At 47.2% G+C, this 17,730-nt stretch carries 13 protein-coding genes and 1 pseudogene; 8 read left to right on the forward strand and 6 right to left on the reverse strand.

The features are described 5' to 3' along the window. The first annotated feature begins 18 nt into the window (after positions 1 to 18). The 4 genes from greA to L1285_RS12865 all read left to right on the forward strand — a co-directional run bounded on the left by greA (position 19) and on the right by L1285_RS12865 (position 3,915). Positions 19 to 495 carry a transcription elongation factor GreA gene (gene greA / locus L1285_RS12850; RefSeq protein WP_010386114.1) on the forward strand — a complete coding sequence of 159 codons (477 nt, stop codon included), beginning with the start codon at positions 19 to 21 and terminating at the stop codon, positions 493 to 495. Positions 496 to 625: 130 nt separating this feature from the next. Then, on the forward strand, positions 626 to 940 hold the full coding sequence (locus L1285_RS12855; protein WP_235412647.1) for a TraR/DksA family transcriptional regulator: 315 nt from the start codon (positions 626 to 628) through the stop codon (positions 938 to 940). Positions 941 to 953: 13 nt separating this feature from the next. Next, positions 954 to 1,205: a YdcH family protein gene (locus tag L1285_RS12860; RefSeq protein WP_235412648.1), complete on the forward strand. Its 252-nt coding sequence runs from the start codon at positions 954 to 956 to the stop codon at positions 1,203 to 1,205. Positions 1,206 to 2,787: 1,582 nt separating this feature from the next. Beyond that, positions 2,788 to 3,915 carry an FRG domain-containing protein gene (locus tag L1285_RS12865; protein ID WP_235412649.1) on the forward strand — a complete coding sequence of 376 codons (1,128 nt, stop codon included), beginning with the start codon at positions 2,788 to 2,790 and terminating at the stop codon, positions 3,913 to 3,915. 1,144 nt (positions 3,916 to 5,059) lie between these two features. Here the strand turns inward: L1285_RS12865 and L1285_RS12870 are convergent. Next, complete coding sequence (locus tag L1285_RS12870) at positions 5,060 to 6,031, reverse strand: transposase (protein WP_235412650.1); 972 nt, start codon at positions 6,029 to 6,031, stop codon at positions 5,060 to 5,062. 199 nt (positions 6,032 to 6,230) lie between these two features. Between L1285_RS12870 and L1285_RS12875 the strand changes: the two are divergent. Further along, positions 6,231 to 7,190 (forward strand): annotated as a pseudogene (locus tag L1285_RS12875) (IS110 family transposase); the annotation flags it as partial. A gap of 379 nt (positions 7,191 to 7,569) precedes the next feature. On the opposite strand, the gene L1285_RS12880 reads toward L1285_RS12875, so the two are convergent. Continuing rightward, complete coding sequence (locus L1285_RS12880) at positions 7,570 to 7,962, reverse strand: hypothetical protein (RefSeq protein ID WP_235412652.1); 393 nt, start codon at positions 7,960 to 7,962, stop codon at positions 7,570 to 7,572. Positions 7,963 to 8,592: 630 nt separating this feature from the next. Here L1285_RS12880 and L1285_RS12885 point away from each other — a divergent pair. From L1285_RS12885 to L1285_RS12895, 3 genes are all read left to right on the forward strand, one after another. Continuing rightward, positions 8,593 to 8,895: a hypothetical protein gene (locus L1285_RS12885; RefSeq protein WP_052713113.1), complete on the forward strand. Its 303-nt coding sequence runs from the start codon at positions 8,593 to 8,595 to the stop codon at positions 8,893 to 8,895. Between the two features lie 333 nt (positions 8,896 to 9,228). Beyond that, the gene (locus L1285_RS12890; protein ID WP_235412653.1) at positions 9,229 to 12,006 is read left to right on the forward strand and encodes a collagenase; all 2,778 of its coding nucleotides are present in this window, start codon (positions 9,229 to 9,231) and stop codon (positions 12,004 to 12,006) included. 91 nt (positions 12,007 to 12,097) lie between these two features. Continuing rightward, entirely contained in the window at positions 12,098 to 12,865 is a 768-nt protein-coding gene (locus L1285_RS12895; RefSeq protein ID WP_235412654.1) for a transporter substrate-binding domain-containing protein, read from the forward strand. Between the two features lie 161 nt (positions 12,866 to 13,026). Here L1285_RS12895 and gloA read toward each other — a convergent pair whose 3' ends face one another. The 4 genes from gloA to L1285_RS12915 all read right to left on the reverse strand — a co-directional run bounded on the left by gloA (position 13,027) and on the right by L1285_RS12915 (position 17,713). Beyond that, entirely contained in the window at positions 13,027 to 13,467 is a 441-nt protein-coding gene (gene gloA / locus L1285_RS12900) for a lactoylglutathione lyase (protein WP_235412655.1), read from the reverse strand. A 95-nt stretch (positions 13,468 to 13,562) separates the two neighbouring features. Continuing rightward, positions 13,563 to 15,521 carry a pre-peptidase C-terminal domain-containing protein gene (locus L1285_RS12905; protein ID WP_235412656.1) on the reverse strand — a complete coding sequence of 653 codons (1,959 nt, stop codon included), beginning with the start codon at positions 15,519 to 15,521 and terminating at the stop codon, positions 13,563 to 13,565. A 21-nt stretch (positions 15,522 to 15,542) separates the two neighbouring features. Continuing rightward, positions 15,543 to 16,217 carry an Lcl C-terminal domain-containing protein gene (locus L1285_RS12910; protein ID WP_235412657.1) on the reverse strand — a complete coding sequence of 225 codons (675 nt, stop codon included), beginning with the start codon at positions 16,215 to 16,217 and terminating at the stop codon, positions 15,543 to 15,545. After that, complete coding sequence (locus tag L1285_RS12915) at positions 16,214 to 17,713, reverse strand: ethylbenzene dehydrogenase-related protein (RefSeq protein ID WP_235412658.1); 1,500 nt, start codon at positions 17,711 to 17,713, stop codon at positions 16,214 to 16,216. Before L1285_RS12915 ends, L1285_RS12910 begins: the two co-directional genes overlap by 4 nt. Positions 17,714 to 17,730: the final 17 nt, after the last annotated feature.

Raw genomic sequence — 17,730 nt, forward strand, 5'->3', positions numbered from 1 at the left:
GGCAATGAGTGAGATACTATGCAATCAATTCCGATGACAGTACGAGGCGAAGAAATGCTTCGTGAAGAACTGAACCACTTAAAGAAAGTCGTCCGTCCAAAGATCGTTGCCGATATCGCGGAAGCCCGTGAACATGGCGATCTGAAAGAAAACGCCGAGTACCATGCTGCACGTGAGCAGCAGGGATTCTGTGAAGGCCGCATCCAGGAAATTGAAGCCAAGCTGTCAACATCACAGGTCATTGATGTCACTAAAATGGCAAATAATGGCAAAGTGATCTTTGGCAGCACGGTGACCATAGTCAATGTTGATACGGACGAGGAAGTGACCTACAAGATCGTAGGTGATGATGAGGCAGATATTAAAAACAATCTGATCTCAGTTAACTCGCCAATTGCACGTGGTCTGATCGGAAAAGAACTGGATGATTCAGTGAGCATTCAAACTCCTAACGGTAGCGTTGAATACGACATCATCGAAGTTGAATATGTCTAGATTTGTCTAACCTATAGCACCAAAAACCCGACCTCGTGTCGGGTTTTTTATTACCCACTCCTTAACCTTGTGCCAGATCAAAGAGCCATAAAAGCAGCGCGTTATGATGAGTTTAACAAAGGAGAACATCATGACTGCTGACCAAATAACAAGTTTTCTCAAAACCAAACAAAATGAACTGAGTCAACGGATAGCCGCCATTGAAGCCGATTTTAGAAAGGGCCGGTCGGCCAACTTCGCAGAGCAAAATACAGAGCGTGAAAACGACGATGTACTGGACGAAATTCATCAAGAAGCCAAGCAAGAGCTGGTAATGGTGAATCAGGCGATACTGCGTATAGAGCAGGGCACCTATGGCCTGTGTCAGCACTGTGAAGAACAAATCAATCCGCAGCGCTTAAACGCTCTGCCTTACACAACGACTTGTATTAAATGCGCAAAATAGAAAGGACCGTATTATGACAATTGAAAAACATGATCTGCACCACGAGTTTCCTGAATATAAAGATGAGATCCACCACCTGAAAATGAACGACGCGCACTTCGCTCGTTTGTTCAAGGAGTACCACGAGTGCGACCACGAAGTACATCGCATTGAAACCGGCGCAGAGAACACCTCTGACGACTATCTTGAGTCACTGAAAAAACAGCGCCTGCACCTAAAAGACCAGCTGTTCACTATTATTAAGAAAGCACAGACTGTTGCTTAATTTGAATAAGCCTTAACTTGAACTGTCAGATTTGGCTAGTATAGCTTAATCTGGCAGTTTCTTATGTGTTAAAGGCGGGGGTTTAGTTATTACTTGTTTATGGCTCATTGTGGGTTAACGTAAATGCGCTAAGAGCGGCTTAAAGCGAAGAGTGTACATTGGTAGCGAGCAAAGCTATGTAAGCTTTTTTACAAAGTGCCTGATTTTGTCCTATAACATTATTACTCGCCGGTTTGGGGCAAAGTGGTAAAATGAGCTTTAACATCTCACTAACTTTTTATTTGCATTAGCAGTTATTAGTGGAATTATGAAGGTATGTAATATGAGCCGTTTTGGTGTGTTTTGAACTATTAAAGTGGGGCAGAGTAAGGTGTTATGTGTATTTGTGAATAATATGAAAAGGAGTTTTTAATGGGTTTTTTGATTTTTATGATCTCAAAGATGCTGTTGATGATGTAACTAATGAACCAGATACCTCTGGTAAAATGACCAAATCGGCTACTTTGGTTGGTAAAACTTTGTTCAATGTGGGTTTGGCTGCTGGAAAAGTATCAATTGCAGTTGCAAAAGAAGTTCCTGATGCTCTTTTGAACAAGTCGTAGCGCGAGTTAAAGAGAACAGATATCAGCGACAATGAGCGTCAAAAGTGGACTGATATCAAATCTAAAGCAGAAAATCTAAATGATAAAACTAAGGAGAAACAATGAGCGGTGCAATAAAACTTCCTCATACTTGCCCAAAATGTAAAGTAACCAGAGCCAAAACCCATAAAGAGCTTACAGGGTTGTTCGGGTTACGGAGTACAAACCCAGATACAGCGACAAACCAAAGCTGGTGCAAAAAATGCCGTTAGTTCAGTGTGCTAAATTGAATTAGTTCCGACTAGACCTGACAATTCGATTTGAAAAATTGAGAGTTACCCGTTTTGATAAAGGTATCGAATCTTTGTTCAAAACAACTAAGGATTAACTCTCATGTTACATACTAACAATCCAATCATTAAACACAAAGCAGAAAAACACAAAAAACACAGACACCCAGCCTTGTTTGTTCTTTTACGGGTCCATAGACAATGAATACAAGTGCTTCTGCAAATAAAAAAACGAAAATTTTCAGAAGTCAGGCTTCATGGGTGAAAAATTTCAGCTGAAATAGTGGTTATTTGATATCTTGGACACGTTTAAGCACTGCCTCGAGGTTGAAGGGACACCCACCTGAAGCTGGCGTGCGGAATGTATGGCAGACAAGTTTTAAAATGGGTGTCTGCTATTAGTTTTCAGAAGCAGAACAACCCACTTCCAATAATGTGGAAATCTGGTATCTTCTGCCCTCGGTCAACTGCTGATATTTCATGGTAGTACAGCTTGTTTCTTTGGCGAGAAGAGCGTGCCACTTTCATTAGTTAGCTTCCTCTTCTACGCGTTACCATGAATGTCGCACTTATTATCTGAAATCAGAGGTAAGTGTTTTTATTGTGCCGCATTGAAATGGATAGTCTTGTAAATGTAACTACTCGATAGTGCGTTATCGATTTTGCTGTCCCAGCTTGGATGAATTCACTCTAAAATATAGGTTTATAAAATTGACAGAAAAATTTACTGGCCAATGGTTTGGCACATCTAGCGCTGGTCCCGCAGTATTGGTTAATTTGGCACAAGAAGGATTTGCATTAACTGGCCGAGTTTCACTTTTCGAAGAAGCAGATATTGCAGGACAGAATGTTACTGTTTGTTTGTGGTATTACTTTGAAGGAAAAGTTCAGGATGACGGTTTTATTGAAGGCACTGCCAATTTAATCTCTATACATGATAAGTTGGGTAGTTTGTTAACAAAAGAAAACTTGGAGGCAATCCAAGAAGCAGGTTTTGAGTTTCCAAATGAAACTACATTTAGAGGAAAGAAGAGCGGAGATTATGAATTTTCGGCAGAGTGGGCGTCTTCATATCCAACCAAGGAGACAACTAAAGGCCAAATAATACTTGAAAGAAAGCCACCCTCTGATTCAAATGTCACACATGAAGAAATGAGTTGGAACACATTCAAAGAACATGCCTTAGAGCAAAAAGAAGGCACTGTTTTTAGGGGGCAAGCTCGACCCTGGAGGCTACAAACGTCATTCCATCGTACTGGACATGCTGACCTTATAGCATATCTAGACAGGAATATTCCTGAGTTAGAAAATCATGTTAACGCCTATTCTAGGCATGCATATAACGTATTGGATGATCGTTCACTTGGCGCTTTACTAAATTTGGCGCAACATCATGGCTATCCAACACCATTGCTTGACTGGACAAGAAGTCCGTATGTTGCAGCATTTTTCGCCTTTGAAAATGAGGCTAGTTTATTGCCTGATGGCTCAATTAGTATATTCATGTTCGATGAAGCTGAGTGGGTGAAAATGATGGGGCGACAAGCTCCGCTTAGGGTTCCTGCCGTCATGGTGAAAATGATAGAGTTACCCGGCCTTGGCAATGAGAGAGTTTTACCTCAGCAAGCGATGACCATGTATAGTAATGTGGACGATATCGAGGCTATCTTGCAACCTCAGGAGGATACCGCAGGTCAGCTCTTAAAAGCGGTTTCAATTCCAGCAGCTGAGAGGGATAAAGCAATGAGAGACTTAAGTTTAATGGGAATTACATGGGGATCAATGTTTCCTGGATTAGATGGGATCTGTAAGCAATTATCCTCACGGCATTTCAAGTAATTCGAACTTAGTCATAGCACTAACGCAGGAAGAGAACAAAGGCGACACCCACCACAAAATTACCTTTATCAGAAATGACAGGCTGGATTTCGTCGTGAATCGTGCGCTTGATACACAAATATCCTGGGAGCTACATCACTGTTCTGGGGAAAGCTGTCAATTTGAACGATTGTTAGCTGTGATTTGGGAGAGTTTAGGCAAAACGATGCCGTCACCTTGCCTGATGGACAAACAGAGACATCAATGGAGCGTCCATGTATGTGAATTAAAAAATTTACTTGGGGGCCTTTAAAGGCTCCTTTTTCTTTTTTTTGTTCATTAAATAATCACCCAATGTTCATATTATCGCATAATAATCGCTTCTGCATCCTACACATCCTTGATTGAAGGAGTAACCAATGCGAGCTACAAATCCTTACCAAGTTTACTTGCCATCAGAGCTTCGTAATAACCACTATATCGTTGCGCAATTCCAGTTATACAAAAATGGACTGTCACATTCGGCAAGTTTGAAGAAGACTCTTGAAAATGTTGCTGAGCAGTTCTTTTCACTGTGTGAAGAGAATGGCTTGCTAAATGTTCAAATGTTAATAAATAACAAGCAGCCTATTGTTAAGCGAGGATTGAATGGACACCCACCCGAAACTGGCATGCGGAATGTACGTCGTCTACCTTTAGGAGACAAACAGAGACACCCACCGAACAAACACCGAACATAGCCCAAACAAAAGAAACAAAGGCGACACCCACCACAAAATTACCTTTATCAGAAACGGAAGGCTGGATTTCGTCGTGAATCGTACGCTTGATACACACATATCTTGGGAACTACATTCCTGTTTTGGGGAAAACTGTCAATTTGAACGGTGGTTAACCGTGATTTGGGAGAGTTCAGGCAAAACGATGCTGCGAACAAAGGCGACACCCACCACAAAATTACCTTTATCAGACACGACAGGCTGGATTTCGTCGTGAATCGTGCGCTTGATACACAAATATCCTGGGAGCTACATTCCTGTTCTGGGGGAACCAGTCAATTTGAACGGTGGTTAACCGTGATTTGGAAGAGTTCAAGCAAAGCGATGCCGTCACCTTGCCTGAGGTGGGTTGAATAGCTGCGGTAAATGTACAAAAATGTGAGTGATTAACGCAATAATCGCTCGCACTGAGTCAGGTTCGCTCGGCGCCTTTTATGCAGATGCTCACAGTATTCTGTCAACGCCTCCTCTCGCCCTACCGCGCCATGAAACACCTTAGTGAATTGGGTTGTGAGCTTTAGCCAGTTGTCCGGGTCGATTTGTAATCGGGTCAACAATGGTTGACTATCGCTGATGTAACCCCGCTTATCTGCACGCATACATCTGCCCGTTAATTCAACCAGTTGAATGTAATAGGTTAACTCAAACGGCAGGCCACTTGGCATGCGCTCACGTGGGTTGCCAGCAAACCGTCTTAAGCTTGAAGGTTGTATCCCCTGTTTTGCATGCTCAATGCGCTTTTTGATGCTGGTATAGTCCGACGTTTCTGGTGTTTCTGCCATTTTGGCTCTGATTGGGTTCAGGTCTACATACACCATGCACGCAGCCACTGCCGCTTCGTCTAACAAGGCCTGAGATTTAAACCGTCCTTCCCAGAAACGGCCAGTACAACCATCTTCTTTGTTGGCTCTGCGTGCAATATCTTCATTCAATACCCGCATAAACCAGCTGATACTCGCAAGGCGTATTCTGAATTCACTGATGTCTGCATCAAGCATACTGCGCTCTGACTCGCTCAGCTCATCACCCTTGATGAACTTGTGCGTTAACCAGTTACCTTTAAACTGCTTATGCCAGCGAATAACGATGGCCTTATCTGATAACCTTTGTGCTTTTTTATCATCGACATACAGCACCATATGTGTGTGATTGCTCATCACCGCATAGCCACACACTTCAATGCAAAATATTTTGACCAGCGTCAGCAGCTTTTCTTCAACCCAGTCCCGGCGATGTTCATAAGATTTACCTGTAAAGCGGTCTTCACCGCACAAAAACGCCCGACGAACACATCTAGATATACAGTGATAATATTTGGTATCGGTTAAGCTGACTTGCTTCTTCCTTGCTGTTGGCATTGTCCATTTCCTCAATCCATTGAGTATTACCCAAAGGTAGACGAGTTCCCCTCCGCACGCCAGTTTGGGGTGGGTGTCTGTGATCCTGATGCTGTTGGCATTGCCTATTTCCCTCAATCCATTGAGTATTACCAAAAGTTAGACGAGATACCCTCAGCACGCCAGTTTGGGGTGGGTGTCTATGATCCCACAGTGCTGTTTTTCCCGCCGGGTGAACCGTCAGAAGTTGAAAGAAACCATTCAGAATATGCCGCCTTGTAAAGTCGTTATGGAGGCCTGTGGCTGCGCTCACTACTGGGGAAGAATGTGTATCAAAGCAGGTCATAAAGCACATCTGGTGCCTGCGCAACACGTTACCCATTTTGTCAGGGGGAATAAAAACGATAAAAATGATTGCCTGGCCATTTATGAAGCCAGTCAGCGGCCTTACATTCGCTTTGTGCCTGTGAAATCAGAATCACAGCAAGCTGTATTATTACTGCACCGGATGAGAGAAAGGTTAATTAAGGCGCGTACCGCATGCCTGAATCAGACCCGGAGTTTTTTGCTTGAATTTGGCATTGAAACATCTAAAAGTTATCGCGCTTTTTACAGCCACATTCAGACTTTGCTCGACCAACAATTGCAACCGGTTATTCTGTTGCTTATACACGAAACTTGCGCCGAGCTGAGAGCCTTTGAACGTCAGCTAAGACAACTCGATTCTCTGTTTCGAGATACAAACCAACGTAGTCAGGCTGCTGAAATCATGCAATCTCTGCCGGGTGTAGGCCCTATCATCGCCTCTGCTTTTAGCGCCAGCATAGATAAAGGTCAGGCATTTAACAGTGCCAAAGAGTTTGGTGTATGGTTAGGGCTCACGCCCAAACAATATGCTTCCGCCGATAAAAGTGTTCTGAGCCATATCACCAAACGAGGGGACAGATACCTGCGCAAGCAATTAATCCACGGTGCTCGTACTGTGGTCACAAACGCACATAAAAAAGACGACGATTTAAATCGCTGGGTCAGCGCTTTGCGAGAGCGAATTGGTATAAATAAAACCATTGTGGCCACTGCCCACCGGCTGGCCAGGTTGATGTGGATATTACTACAGAAAAATGAACCGTATCAGCCACAATATACACAATCGGGGGCGGCACAATGCATCAAAGTTTAGGTTGTCAGGTGAGCTCGGAACAGACAAGGGTCGTTGAACCCGTGTGGGTGTAGTGAGCCACTGACAACCGCTTATCTGTTTGCCAAAATACGATGAAAAAAGGTCCAACCCTGCCTGCGCAAAACCCGACGAAGGCACGGTCGTTACAGACCGAGTGGGTGTATTAATTTTAGGTTGTGCAGGCTCGGCACTCATTTGGGGCGCTGAACAATCAGTTAAGCCCGGATATATGTCAGAGCAACACATTTATAGCGGACTGGACCAAACATCAGACATGGCGAAGTGGATAAAATAACGAACGAGATAACGAAAATTCGCTATCTCGCAGGCCTACTCGGCTTGACATCGCTGGAGCGTCCATATATGTCTATGATCCCTGTTAGCTGGTTGTTTCCACAACATCGAAAGCTACCAAGATAAAACTTGTCGCCTGAATAAACCACTCATGCCAAGGCATCGTTTCCTTAAAGCCATCAAAGTGGAATGTATTCCCATCAAACTTCGCATTCATGATTTCGTCAATCGGGTACTCTGGAGTTTTGTGACTGACGGGTGACACATCATTCAACCAAGTGAGGCTTTTTTCATTGGACACGTTGTATAGAGTCATCACCCCATTTTGAACAATTAGATCTTTTCCATTGGAACCTGAGTGCTCTTTGCTGACGAAAATACCACTGAGAACGATGATGATCTTAGAGTCATTTCTGGAAACATCATTGATAGATACATCATGAAAGCTCATCTTCTCAAAGTCGGTATTAATTTCCATATAACCTCCTGCCAGCTAACAATTTATTCTCCCCCAAAATGTCGGAACATAAATCGACAAAACGGGCTGTATTACATACCCTCATAGTCCCACGGAACAAACTCAAAGTAAACAATCGGTTGCAACCTGCAAAAACACACATGTGTGAAAATTGGACAAAACGGCACGTAATAATGTTATTGGACAACAGTCAAAATACTGTCTATACATCCAGTGTCAACCATTACCAAATGGAACATTCATGAAATCACCTTTTCTACTCATGCTTGCAAAATGCGCCCTCGAGGCCCAGTAGACTATTCGAGTGTGGTGCTTGGAGCCTTTTACATCGTGCATTCTTGTTACCGGTCTCTCAATAGAGGAACCGACATTCAATCGAACTACTGTAAATGAAGGCTTTAATTGCAGCTACAGCCTGGATCTCGCTTTACCCCAAATCGGTAAGATACATAAATTTGATGGCTCTATTATCCATACAAGTGACTCAAAAGGACGCATTCGTACAAGAGTTAAAGCGAATGTTCGCCCACCCAAGCGCACATCTACACACTTTGAAACGATTTGTCATACTCCTCTGGACCTAGCCTTGCTACACTTTCGGCATTACCGTTGTCGCATATAGGAAGTATTATGTTTTCTTTAATCAAAGGGTTACTGTTTAAGTCACTGAAACACAAAGCGGGTCGAAAGGTGGCTGATGCGGTTGTTGAAAAGTGCCTGCAACAGGGAATGGAGTATATGCGAGGACGTCCGGGCGCGGCACAGCACCATGCCAGTGAGGTCGATGGCCTGATCACTGGGCTGAACAATCTGACTGCCAGAAAATTGCCCGATGGCCAGTATCCAATCAGGCTGGAGCATCAGACGTTAATTGTAACCATTGAAAACCATGGCATTGTCTCTATTACCTCGCTGCTTTCAGACAATACCTGATCATTCGTCGCCTTTTAGTCCTTCTCAAAATGCCACTTTGTTGCAAGATATGTTAACAAGCGCCAATTGAAGTGGCGCCTTTCATTCTGTCATTCCCTTTTTCGGTTCATTCGCTGTCTATGGCCAGCAATGAAGTGAACTGTCCAGGCCCTGGCTAAATTGTCACTTAAATTTTAACATTCTGACTTAATTGAATATTTTATGCTTAAAAGGAAAAGTAAGGTAGCATATTCAATAATATTATATAAATTATATTGTATACACTGTGTCTGTGGTGTTAATTATATATTTCCTCTTTTGGGGTTTGGATACACATTTTAATAAGGTTACATTATGAAAATAACAGCAATACTCGCTGCACTTCCTTTGCTCTGCAGTAGTGTGGAAGCCGCGCAGCAACAAGTTGAAAGACAGTTTAAACCACTCAGTGCCCAGGATCTGCAACTGGCGCATGGAGACGAAGGCCATAATCATGTGGCTCAGGATAATGCGCCGACCGCTGAGCGCGAGTCCGTTATGCATGCGCATTTGCCGGTGATGATGCGCCTTGCGTCAGAGCCGGTTGATGTGGCAAGCAGCTGCGACCTGGCGGCTTTTGCCAATGCCAGTGCCTCCACGATTGTGGCGCAAATCTCCGGGCAGGGTGCAGGGTGCGTCAACGATTTGTTCAGTGCACCTTCCGACACCCAGGTTGCGACGTTTACAACCGCAAAAATGCTCGCTGTGGCGACTCAGGCGAAAACGCTGTCTGTTGCTTACACAGGCACCGGCAGTGCAGATCTCGAAGCGCTCTTCTTGTTTATTCGGGCTGGCTTTTATGTTGAGTTTTATAACGACTCGGTCAGCTTTGACAGCAGTGTGCAAACTGCGGTTAAAGGTGCGTTGGACGCCTTTGTGGCCAATAGCCACTTCTATGACAACAACGATGCCCATGGTGAAGTACTGGGAGAGGTGATCACCACCATGGACTCGTCCGAGCTTCAGCATGTTTATCTGCCCGTGGTGAAAGCCTGGTTATCCCGCTGGAGCGAAAGCTATGCCGACAGCTGGCACATGCGCGGAGCGGTGAATGGGATCTTTACCATTTTATTCCGTGGCCAGTGGAATAGCGACTTTGTTGCTCTGGTTGGCAGCGATGCTGAGCTGGTCACTTTACTTGCAAACTTTACCAAACAAAACTGGATGCTGAGCTCGGACGCTGAGTTTTTGATCATCAATGCGGCACGCGAGCTGGCCAGGCTGAAAAATTATCAGGGGACACCCATCCAGAGTGCCGTTGATGAGGCGTTAAAATCTCTGTTCGCAACCTATCAGAGCTATGGTTATGGCGACGGTGTCTGGCTGGGGGCGGCAGATGTCGCGACTTACTATGCCAACTGTGAAGACTTCGGGATCTGTGGATTTAAGGAGGAGCTCAGGGATAAAGCACTGTCGCAGACCTACCAATGCAGCAGCACCATTCGGATCCGCTCGCAGGAAATGACCCAGGCGCAGCACCTGTCTGCGTGCGACACCATGGCAGCCGAAGAAACCCGCTTCCATACTATGCTCGAAACCAACCAGACGCCGGTCGCAGACGACAACAATACCATGCTACAAGTGAATATCTTTAACAGCAGCGCAGATTACAAGAAGTATGCAGGTCCGATTTTTGGGATCAGCACCGACAATGGCGGTATGTACCTGGAAGGCGACCCCAGCGTGGTGGGCAATCAGGCAAACTTTATTGCCTACGAGGCCAGCTATGCAAAACCCGATCACTATGTCTGGAACCTGGAACACGAATATGTCCATTATCTGGATGGCCGTTTTGACCTTTATGGCGACTTTAACGCGCCCACAGAAACAATCGTGTGGTGGAGTGAAGGCGTTGCCGAATATGTTGCGAACCTGAATGACAATCAGGATGCCATTGATACCATTAAAGATGGCAGCACCTATCAACTGGGCGAGGTTTTTGCGACCACCTATGATGGCTTTGATCAGGACCGAATTTACCGCTGGGGTTATCTGGCGGTGCGTTTTATGATTGAAACCCATAAAGACGAAGTCAATGCCATGCTGAGCGAAACTCGCGTTGGTAACTGGGCAGGGTATAAAACGCGTATCGACAACTGGGCAGCCCAGTATGGCACTGAATTCACGCAGTGGACGCGACAGTTGGCCGGCGACCAAAACCAGGCTCCGACAGCCGTTATCAATGGTCCTTATCAGGGCACGGCAGGCACGGCGCTAAGCTTTAGCAGTCAGGGCAGTTCAGATCCCGAGGGCAGCACTTTGGCTTATCTGTGGCAGTTTGGCGATGGCGCGCAAAGTACCCAGGCCAACCCAACTCACACTTATCAGGATGAAGGCAGCTATACGGTCACGCTGAGCGTCACAGACGAGCAAGGGCTGGCCCATCAGGTTAGTACGCAGGCTGTGATTGAGTCAGGCCAGGGCACGGTGGAGCTACAAAATGGCCGCGCTGTGCAAGTATCAGGCGCGCACAAGGAGCTGAGCTACTTTAAAGTCAGACTCCCAGAGGGTGCCACCGATTTGAGTGTGGCCATCAGTGGTGGCAGCGGCGATGCGGATCTTTACCTGCGTTACGCAGAGTTACCAACACAAGACACCTATGACTGTCGGCCTTACGTAGGGGGCAACAGCGAGCGCTGTGATATCGCGGCGCCACAGACTGGCGATTATTACATTATGCTGCGCGGCTATAACGCCTACAGCGATGTAGAACTCTTGGCCAGTTTCACAGCGCCCAGTGCCGCTTTACCAGATACCTGCGCCACTCAGGGGAGTGTTTCTGATGGCCGTCTGTCAGATAGTGTGCCGGTGTGTATGGGCAATCGTGAACCCATGTGGTTTAGCCTTGAAAATGTCAGCGCACAGCAAAGCATTCGCATTGAAACCGCACATGGCAGTGGTGATTTGACGCTGGAGTACAGTAATCAGGGCTGGCCTGACGGCGAGAATGTCGAGGCGCGCTCGGCGCGTGCTGGCAATGGTGAGTGCATTAATCTCAGCGGTCAAAGCCAGTACTGGGGTTATCTCAAGGTCAGTGGTGCGCCTGTTGGTGCAACAATTCAGGTCACTTATAACGATGGCTGGTGTAATTAAGCAGGCAGAGAATTAAACAAACTTGCTTGAAGGTTGGAGAGACACGCTCTAGATTTAAAGGGTCTTCTCCAGCCTTTTATGGCAGTGATTTGTGAAAATAAACTTGTTGACTGTCAGCTTGATGTGGCTTGTGTTCAGTGCGGTGAATCTGGTGCATGCAGCAGAGCGACTGAACATATACGTCTACCACAATAAGCCGCCTTATATTACTAACCAGACTGAGCAGCGCGGTTTGTATTTTGATCTGGTGACATTGCTCAATGGGACGCAGTCTCATACCCGGTATAAACTTGTCTATCTGCCCCGGCGGCGGATTGAAAGAGACTTGACTGAACAAACATTAGACGGCGTGGTACTGGGTGTGCATCCTGTCTGGTTTAAAGACCCCGACAAAGCGCGCTACTTGTGGAGTGAACCGCTGATGTATGACACCGACGAGTTTGTATCCTGTGCGGGCAGCCCATTTGAGTATGATGGTGCGTCATCAATGCAAAACAAAAAATTTGGTGGCATTTTGGGTTATCATTATTTTCGTACCGTTGAGCCGGTCAAAAGCGGGGCGCTTGAGCGAGTTAATGCAAACAGCGAGGAGGGCTTACTGGAGCTGGCGCTGCGCGAGCGAGTCGACTTTGCCATTGTCAGCCGCTCTACACTGAATTACTTTATTAAGAAAAACCGCTGGCAAAACCACTTTTACCTGTCAAAACAACCCCATGAGTCTTATTACCGGGCCATTTTGTCGCCCAGGCAACTTCAGCCGCAGTTTGAGCGCTTGTCAGAATTACTCAATGACAGTGCTTTGCGCATCAAGCTGGCGCAATTAATGACCAGTTATCAGGTGGAGCCTGTGTTGCCCTGATCAAACTGGACTGTGTGCATTTAAAAAGAAGTTGGGCAAATTTAATGAAAGACAGACTTTAAAGCTGCAAAACCCGGAGCTTAGCGCCAGAACACGAGATGTGCTGATAAATGCAAGGTATGTCTGGGCGCCGCTTCATCGCTGCCTTTCGACGGTTTAAGTTACCAGCTGCCGGTATTTTCCATGCTCAGCCAGGGCTCCTGCGGTGGTAGTGGCTCTCCTTGCTGTAACAGTTCAATCGAAATACCGTCGGGAGATTTGACAAAGGCCATGTGCCCACATCTTGGTGGACGGTTAATGGTAACGCCCGCAGCCTGGAGCTTGTCACACAGCGCGTAGATATCTTCTACGGCAAACGCCAGGTGACCAAAATTACGCCCGCCCTTATATTGCTCTGTGTCCCAGTTATAAGTCAGCTCAAGGGTAGGGGAAAAGCTGGATTTAGCTTCTTCCAGTTGGTCAGGTGCTGCCAGAAAGACCAGTGTAAAGCGCCCGGCTTCGCTGTCTTTGCGTTTTACCTCTACTAATCCCAGCAGGTTACAGTAAAAGTCTAATGATGCGTCCAGGTTTTCAACCCGAACCATAGTATGCAGATATTTCATAAAATTGCCCCTGTAATGTCAGCTGTCAAAGATAAGGGCAAACCAGTAAAAATCAAGGAGCGCAGTGCTATTGCGCTCCTTGTTGCGTCAGACTATCAATACTCTGCGGTCAATGTCACGCCGCTGAAGTCTTTATAGGCTTTAACTGAGATGTGCCAGGTGCCCGTTTGAGGCTGCGTTTGTGTGCAGGTTTCCGCATTACCATCTTCATAGGGGCGACAATCGTATCGTGAAGAGGTCGGCTGCGCACCAAAACGCACGTACAGGTCGGCATCTCCAGTGCCGCCCGCGGTGCTCACGGTGAGCTTAGTGGCACTGGCTGGTACCTCAAAGGTTTTGTGGATCCAGTTACCCTCCGTCGCAGTGAGGTCTGTCCAGGTTTGTTTATTGTCATCGCCCGGCGGTGTGCCCATGTCATACTGACCAACCAATGACACGCCAGAAAACGCGCTGTAACCCCGGATAACAATATAGTAGGTTCCCGCCTCTACATTAGTGATGGTACAGCTCTCATTGTTGCCTTCTTTATAGGGGCGACAATCATAATTTTTGGTGGTTGGTTTTTGTGCAAAGCGCACATACAGATCCGCATCGCCACTGCCACCGCTCATGGTAAAGCGCAGGTTGCTGGCGCCTTGTGGCACTACCATAGTAAATACCTTTTCGCTATCCGCAGCGCCTGCGAAGGTGCCAACTGGTTGGCCATTTTGCAGCTCATTGCCCGGGTCAACCGGGCCACTGTCTCTGTCGATGATTGACAGCGAATTGGCGGCACGCTTAAGCGTCATGGTTTCACCCAGTTCACTGGCATACCACCAACTGATATTGGCGGGCAGGGCAAGTGGGTCGACAGCACGCTGCTCGCGTGTCAGCGTGTCTGCACCGGCTGTAAACTGGGCGGTTTGTACTTTCATGCTGTCCGGCGTCACGCTCAGCACTTTAAATTGCTGAATACTGGCCAAATCAATGGTCCAGCTTTTAGGGTCATTGGCCGAGCGAGCGGGGGCACCCCAGCTGCCTTCACCTACATACACAGTACCGCCAGTGGTGGTTTTGGTAAATCCAGAGCCTGAAGGCTGCAACGCTTCGGTCAGTTTATTAATATGGGTGTCGGACTCGACGACCAGGTTCATACCATGCTGATAGAACAAGTCTGCCCACCAGGTATGCAGTATGGTGTTGTCCGACTTCCCAGAGTAATGCGGGTACATAGGTTTGTGATACTGAGCAATACGCCAGTTGGCACCGGCACCATTGCTTTGCAAGTCTTGTTTAAGCCAGTTGTTCATGGCGGTGGCATAGCTGGACCAGCCACTGTCTTTATACTGGCTGTTTAGGGTATATACGCGCAGAAGGTTGGCAATGTTAAAGGCCCCGTAACTGTCTTTGTTGGTACAGGCCCCGTCTTTGTCATAGTCGACGCCAAACACCTGACAAAGCGTTTTAAAATTGTCGCCTTCATGGTTACCAAATGTGGCAACAAACGGGTAAATGCGTTTGTAGCTTTGCCCGTCAATCACATCATCTGATAGTGTCAGCTGCCAGTCTTTCAGGTATTCACGCATTTCCTGAGCCGAATTGGCGTTGGTGTAGTCACCACCGTGCATAATAAACAGCGGACGGATCTTGGCAACCAGCGCGTTGCCTTCGCGGCGCGTTGTCCAGCCTGTGCGGGTATCTCCACCGGCAATGGCAACAAACCCGGTACTGGTTGCCGGCGCGGTTTTAAACCACATACGCTGGCCACATCCAGTGCTGTCACATACTCGGTAATAGATGGCTGTGTCGGCACTGAGCCCTGTCAGAGTCACAAACTCACTTTCTAAGCTGCCATCAAAAACGTATTTGGCAGTAGGCTGCTGAGTCGTCCAGCTTTGCTCATCGGTGGTGGTACCATATTTAACGTAATGATTGTTACCACCAGTTGGCGTATATCCCAGCGTTGCCTGATTACTTGGGTTGGTGTCCCAGATCAGGCGATGATAATCACTGGCGCTGTGGGCTGCTGTGGTAAATAAAGTAACCGTTGTGAGGCCTGCAAAAAGCACTCTCATAGAGAAGTTTCCTGTTGTTGGTTAATGGATCACGCCTTTAAGGCGAGATGATTGAAACTCTGGTGGCAAGTCGGCGACCAGCAGCACGAAGGCCGCGTTGCGATAGGGCAGCGGGTAGAACTCTCCGGTATGAAAATTGACCGCCGTTGCACCTTGTTTAAAGCGCTGGTAATGGCCCGAAAGTGGTTGTGAATGATCTGCGCTCCAATAGTCTCCGTGCTTCATATGCGGAAAAAAATCCTGGGCAATATGCACATGTCCAGGGCGAGCGGGGCTTTGCAGCAAGCTGCTTAACTCGTCACTGGTTGGCAGACGCCAGTGTGTGAGGCCACACAGGGCTGTTTTTCTGGTCTTATTGATCAGATCCTGAGTATCACACCGGGAAGATTCAAAATAGCAGTCCCCCAGGTTTGCATCGCCTCTTGGCGGGCGGTGCTCATTGGCTGCGAGATACCAGGAATAGGTCCAGTAGCCATCGTGGATGTTTTCATTGTCGGTTTTGGCCTCCCAGACTAACTGTTTCTGGGTGTCCAGTACGCACGACCAGGGGCCCTGCCAGGGGGATAAAGGGGTACCGGCTTTATCCAGCTTCACAAACCTGGGATGCGGCTGGGCAATTGGGCTCAGCGGTTGGAACCACAGTAAGGGCGTAATAAGTAACAGGGCGGCGAATGTCATCAATAACCGTGCGATCATAGTGAGTACCTCAAAACAGCGGGACGAATATGGCGGGTGTGTGCTATCTGGGCATGATCAAAAGCGGAAAACCACATGCAGGTGCCATTTTTAAGCGCTACATCATGGACAGAGCCGGTTTCGTGTTTGCGTACCAGCTCCAGTGTCCACATTCCCTTATCCCAAAGACCGCGCGCTCTGACATCGGCACGATCCCCTTCGAATCGGTTAGAGCGATACAGGATTGAGGAAAGGGTACTGCCTGGGGGATATTTATCGTTTTTACTTAGGTAGGGGGCGCTGCCAAACCAGGGCAAAACACTCAGATCGGCATTTTTGGGATCTGGCAGTCGTTTTGGGATCACGGCATTGGGTGTATACCATTGCCAGTTCATCACATATGCGCCACTTTCTTTGCCATCTGGCTGGTACCCTGCGCTATAGCGGCGTTGGCCTTGCTGCACCTTCGCAGGTAGTCCGAAAAAGTTGTCATCGGCCAGGTACATATCGTTGGTGCGCACCGCTTTCCAGTGCCACAAGTCCCTGATCTCACCGTCCATGCTTGCGTGAAATCCTTTGCCATGCCAGTTGGGCGGTTTGCCCTGCAAAGGACGTTTACCCAGATAGGTCGTGCTGTCGGCGCCGCTGATACAGGAAGGCGACAACATCACGGCCAGTTTGTCTTCGTAAAAAGTGCGCTCATCAAACCGGTAGAAGCCGTCTTGTTGCACTTTCCAGCCGTTTTGAGTCTTGAGTAAAGGCAGGTGATGCGTGCTTTGACTTGGGTCTGTCCAGCGGATCAGAAAATAGCTCTCGTACTGGTTGGCCAGCGCCTGCACGTGAATCGTGCTGCGACCATCGTCAAAGTTAGCACCGCCATGGGTTTCTATGGTGTAAACCGGGGCCCTCATCCAGTGCGCTTCATTCCCTTTGCCGTCTATCTCTATAAATTCATCAGGACCCAGGTGTGCGACCTGAAGCGGCTCTGTTGAATGTCGGGTGGCGGTGAATAACAAAAAGCCTGTAATACATACGCCAGCCAGCAAGGATAGCCCCTGTTTCTCGAGCCGTTTGGGCAGTAATGCACTCAGGATATGCTTACCGTGTTGAATGAAGTAAATCCAGCCGTGGATCACTAAATAAAGTAGCAGCAGCCAGAGACTATAAAAATGCATCGGCTGCATTACACGCACAAACTGGCCAGCCCAGAGAAACCAGCCGGAACATATCAGGCATACAATAACCACATACCCAAGACGATTTACCCACAGGTGATAAAGGTCAGGGTTACTACGATAAGGCCGCCACAGGGAAAGCAATAGATAGGCTGTTGCCAGCACGCTTAGGATACTGCCACTGGCAAGATGCCAGGGGTACAGATCACCCTGCGGTAACAGGGGGCTGATGAACATCAGCCAGTCTTGTGTCAATAAAGAAAATCGCAATCCGGTAAATAAGCTGCACAGCACAAGTACGATAACCAGGGCATGAAGCAGTACAAAAGTGACTCTACGCATGTCTTTTGTTTGTTATT

Origin of the sequence: Pseudoalteromonas sp. DL2-H2.2, from assembly GCF_021532535.1 — a bacterium.
Lineage (GTDB): Bacteria > Pseudomonadota > Gammaproteobacteria > Enterobacterales > Alteromonadaceae > Pseudoalteromonas > Pseudoalteromonas rubra_A.

What these genes read in the sequence shown, in the direction of transcription:
- greA (WP_010386114.1), top strand. Translation starts at nt 19, where the DNA reads ATGCAATCAATTCCGATGACAGTACGAGGCGAAGAAATGCTTCGTGAA.
- L1285_RS12855 (WP_235412647.1), top strand. Translation starts at nt 626, where the DNA reads ATGACTGCTGACCAAATAACAAGTTTTCTCAAAACCAAACAAAATGAA.
- L1285_RS12860 (WP_235412648.1), top strand. Translation starts at nt 954, where the DNA reads ATGACAATTGAAAAACATGATCTGCACCACGAGTTTCCTGAATATAAA.
- L1285_RS12870 (WP_235412650.1), bottom strand. Translation starts at nt 6,031, where the DNA reads ATGCCAACAGCAAGGAAGAAGCAAGTCAGCTTAACCGATACCAAATAT.
- L1285_RS12880 (WP_235412652.1), bottom strand. Translation starts at nt 7,962, where the DNA reads ATGGAAATTAATACCGACTTTGAGAAGATGAGCTTTCATGATGTATCT.
- L1285_RS12885 (WP_052713113.1), top strand. Translation starts at nt 8,593, where the DNA reads ATGTTTTCTTTAATCAAAGGGTTACTGTTTAAGTCACTGAAACACAAA.
- L1285_RS12890 (WP_235412653.1), top strand. Translation starts at nt 9,229, where the DNA reads ATGAAAATAACAGCAATACTCGCTGCACTTCCTTTGCTCTGCAGTAGT.
- gloA (WP_235412655.1), bottom strand. Translation starts at nt 13,467, where the DNA reads ATGAAATATCTGCATACTATGGTTCGGGTTGAAAACCTGGACGCATCA.
- L1285_RS12905 (WP_235412656.1), bottom strand. Translation starts at nt 15,521, where the DNA reads ATGAGAGTGCTTTTTGCAGGCCTCACAACGGTTACTTTATTTACCACA.
- L1285_RS12910 (WP_235412657.1), bottom strand. Translation starts at nt 16,217, where the DNA reads ATGATCGCACGGTTATTGATGACATTCGCCGCCCTGTTACTTATTACG.
- L1285_RS12915 (WP_235412658.1), bottom strand. Translation starts at nt 17,713, where the DNA reads ATGCGTAGAGTCACTTTTGTACTGCTTCATGCCCTGGTTATCGTACTT.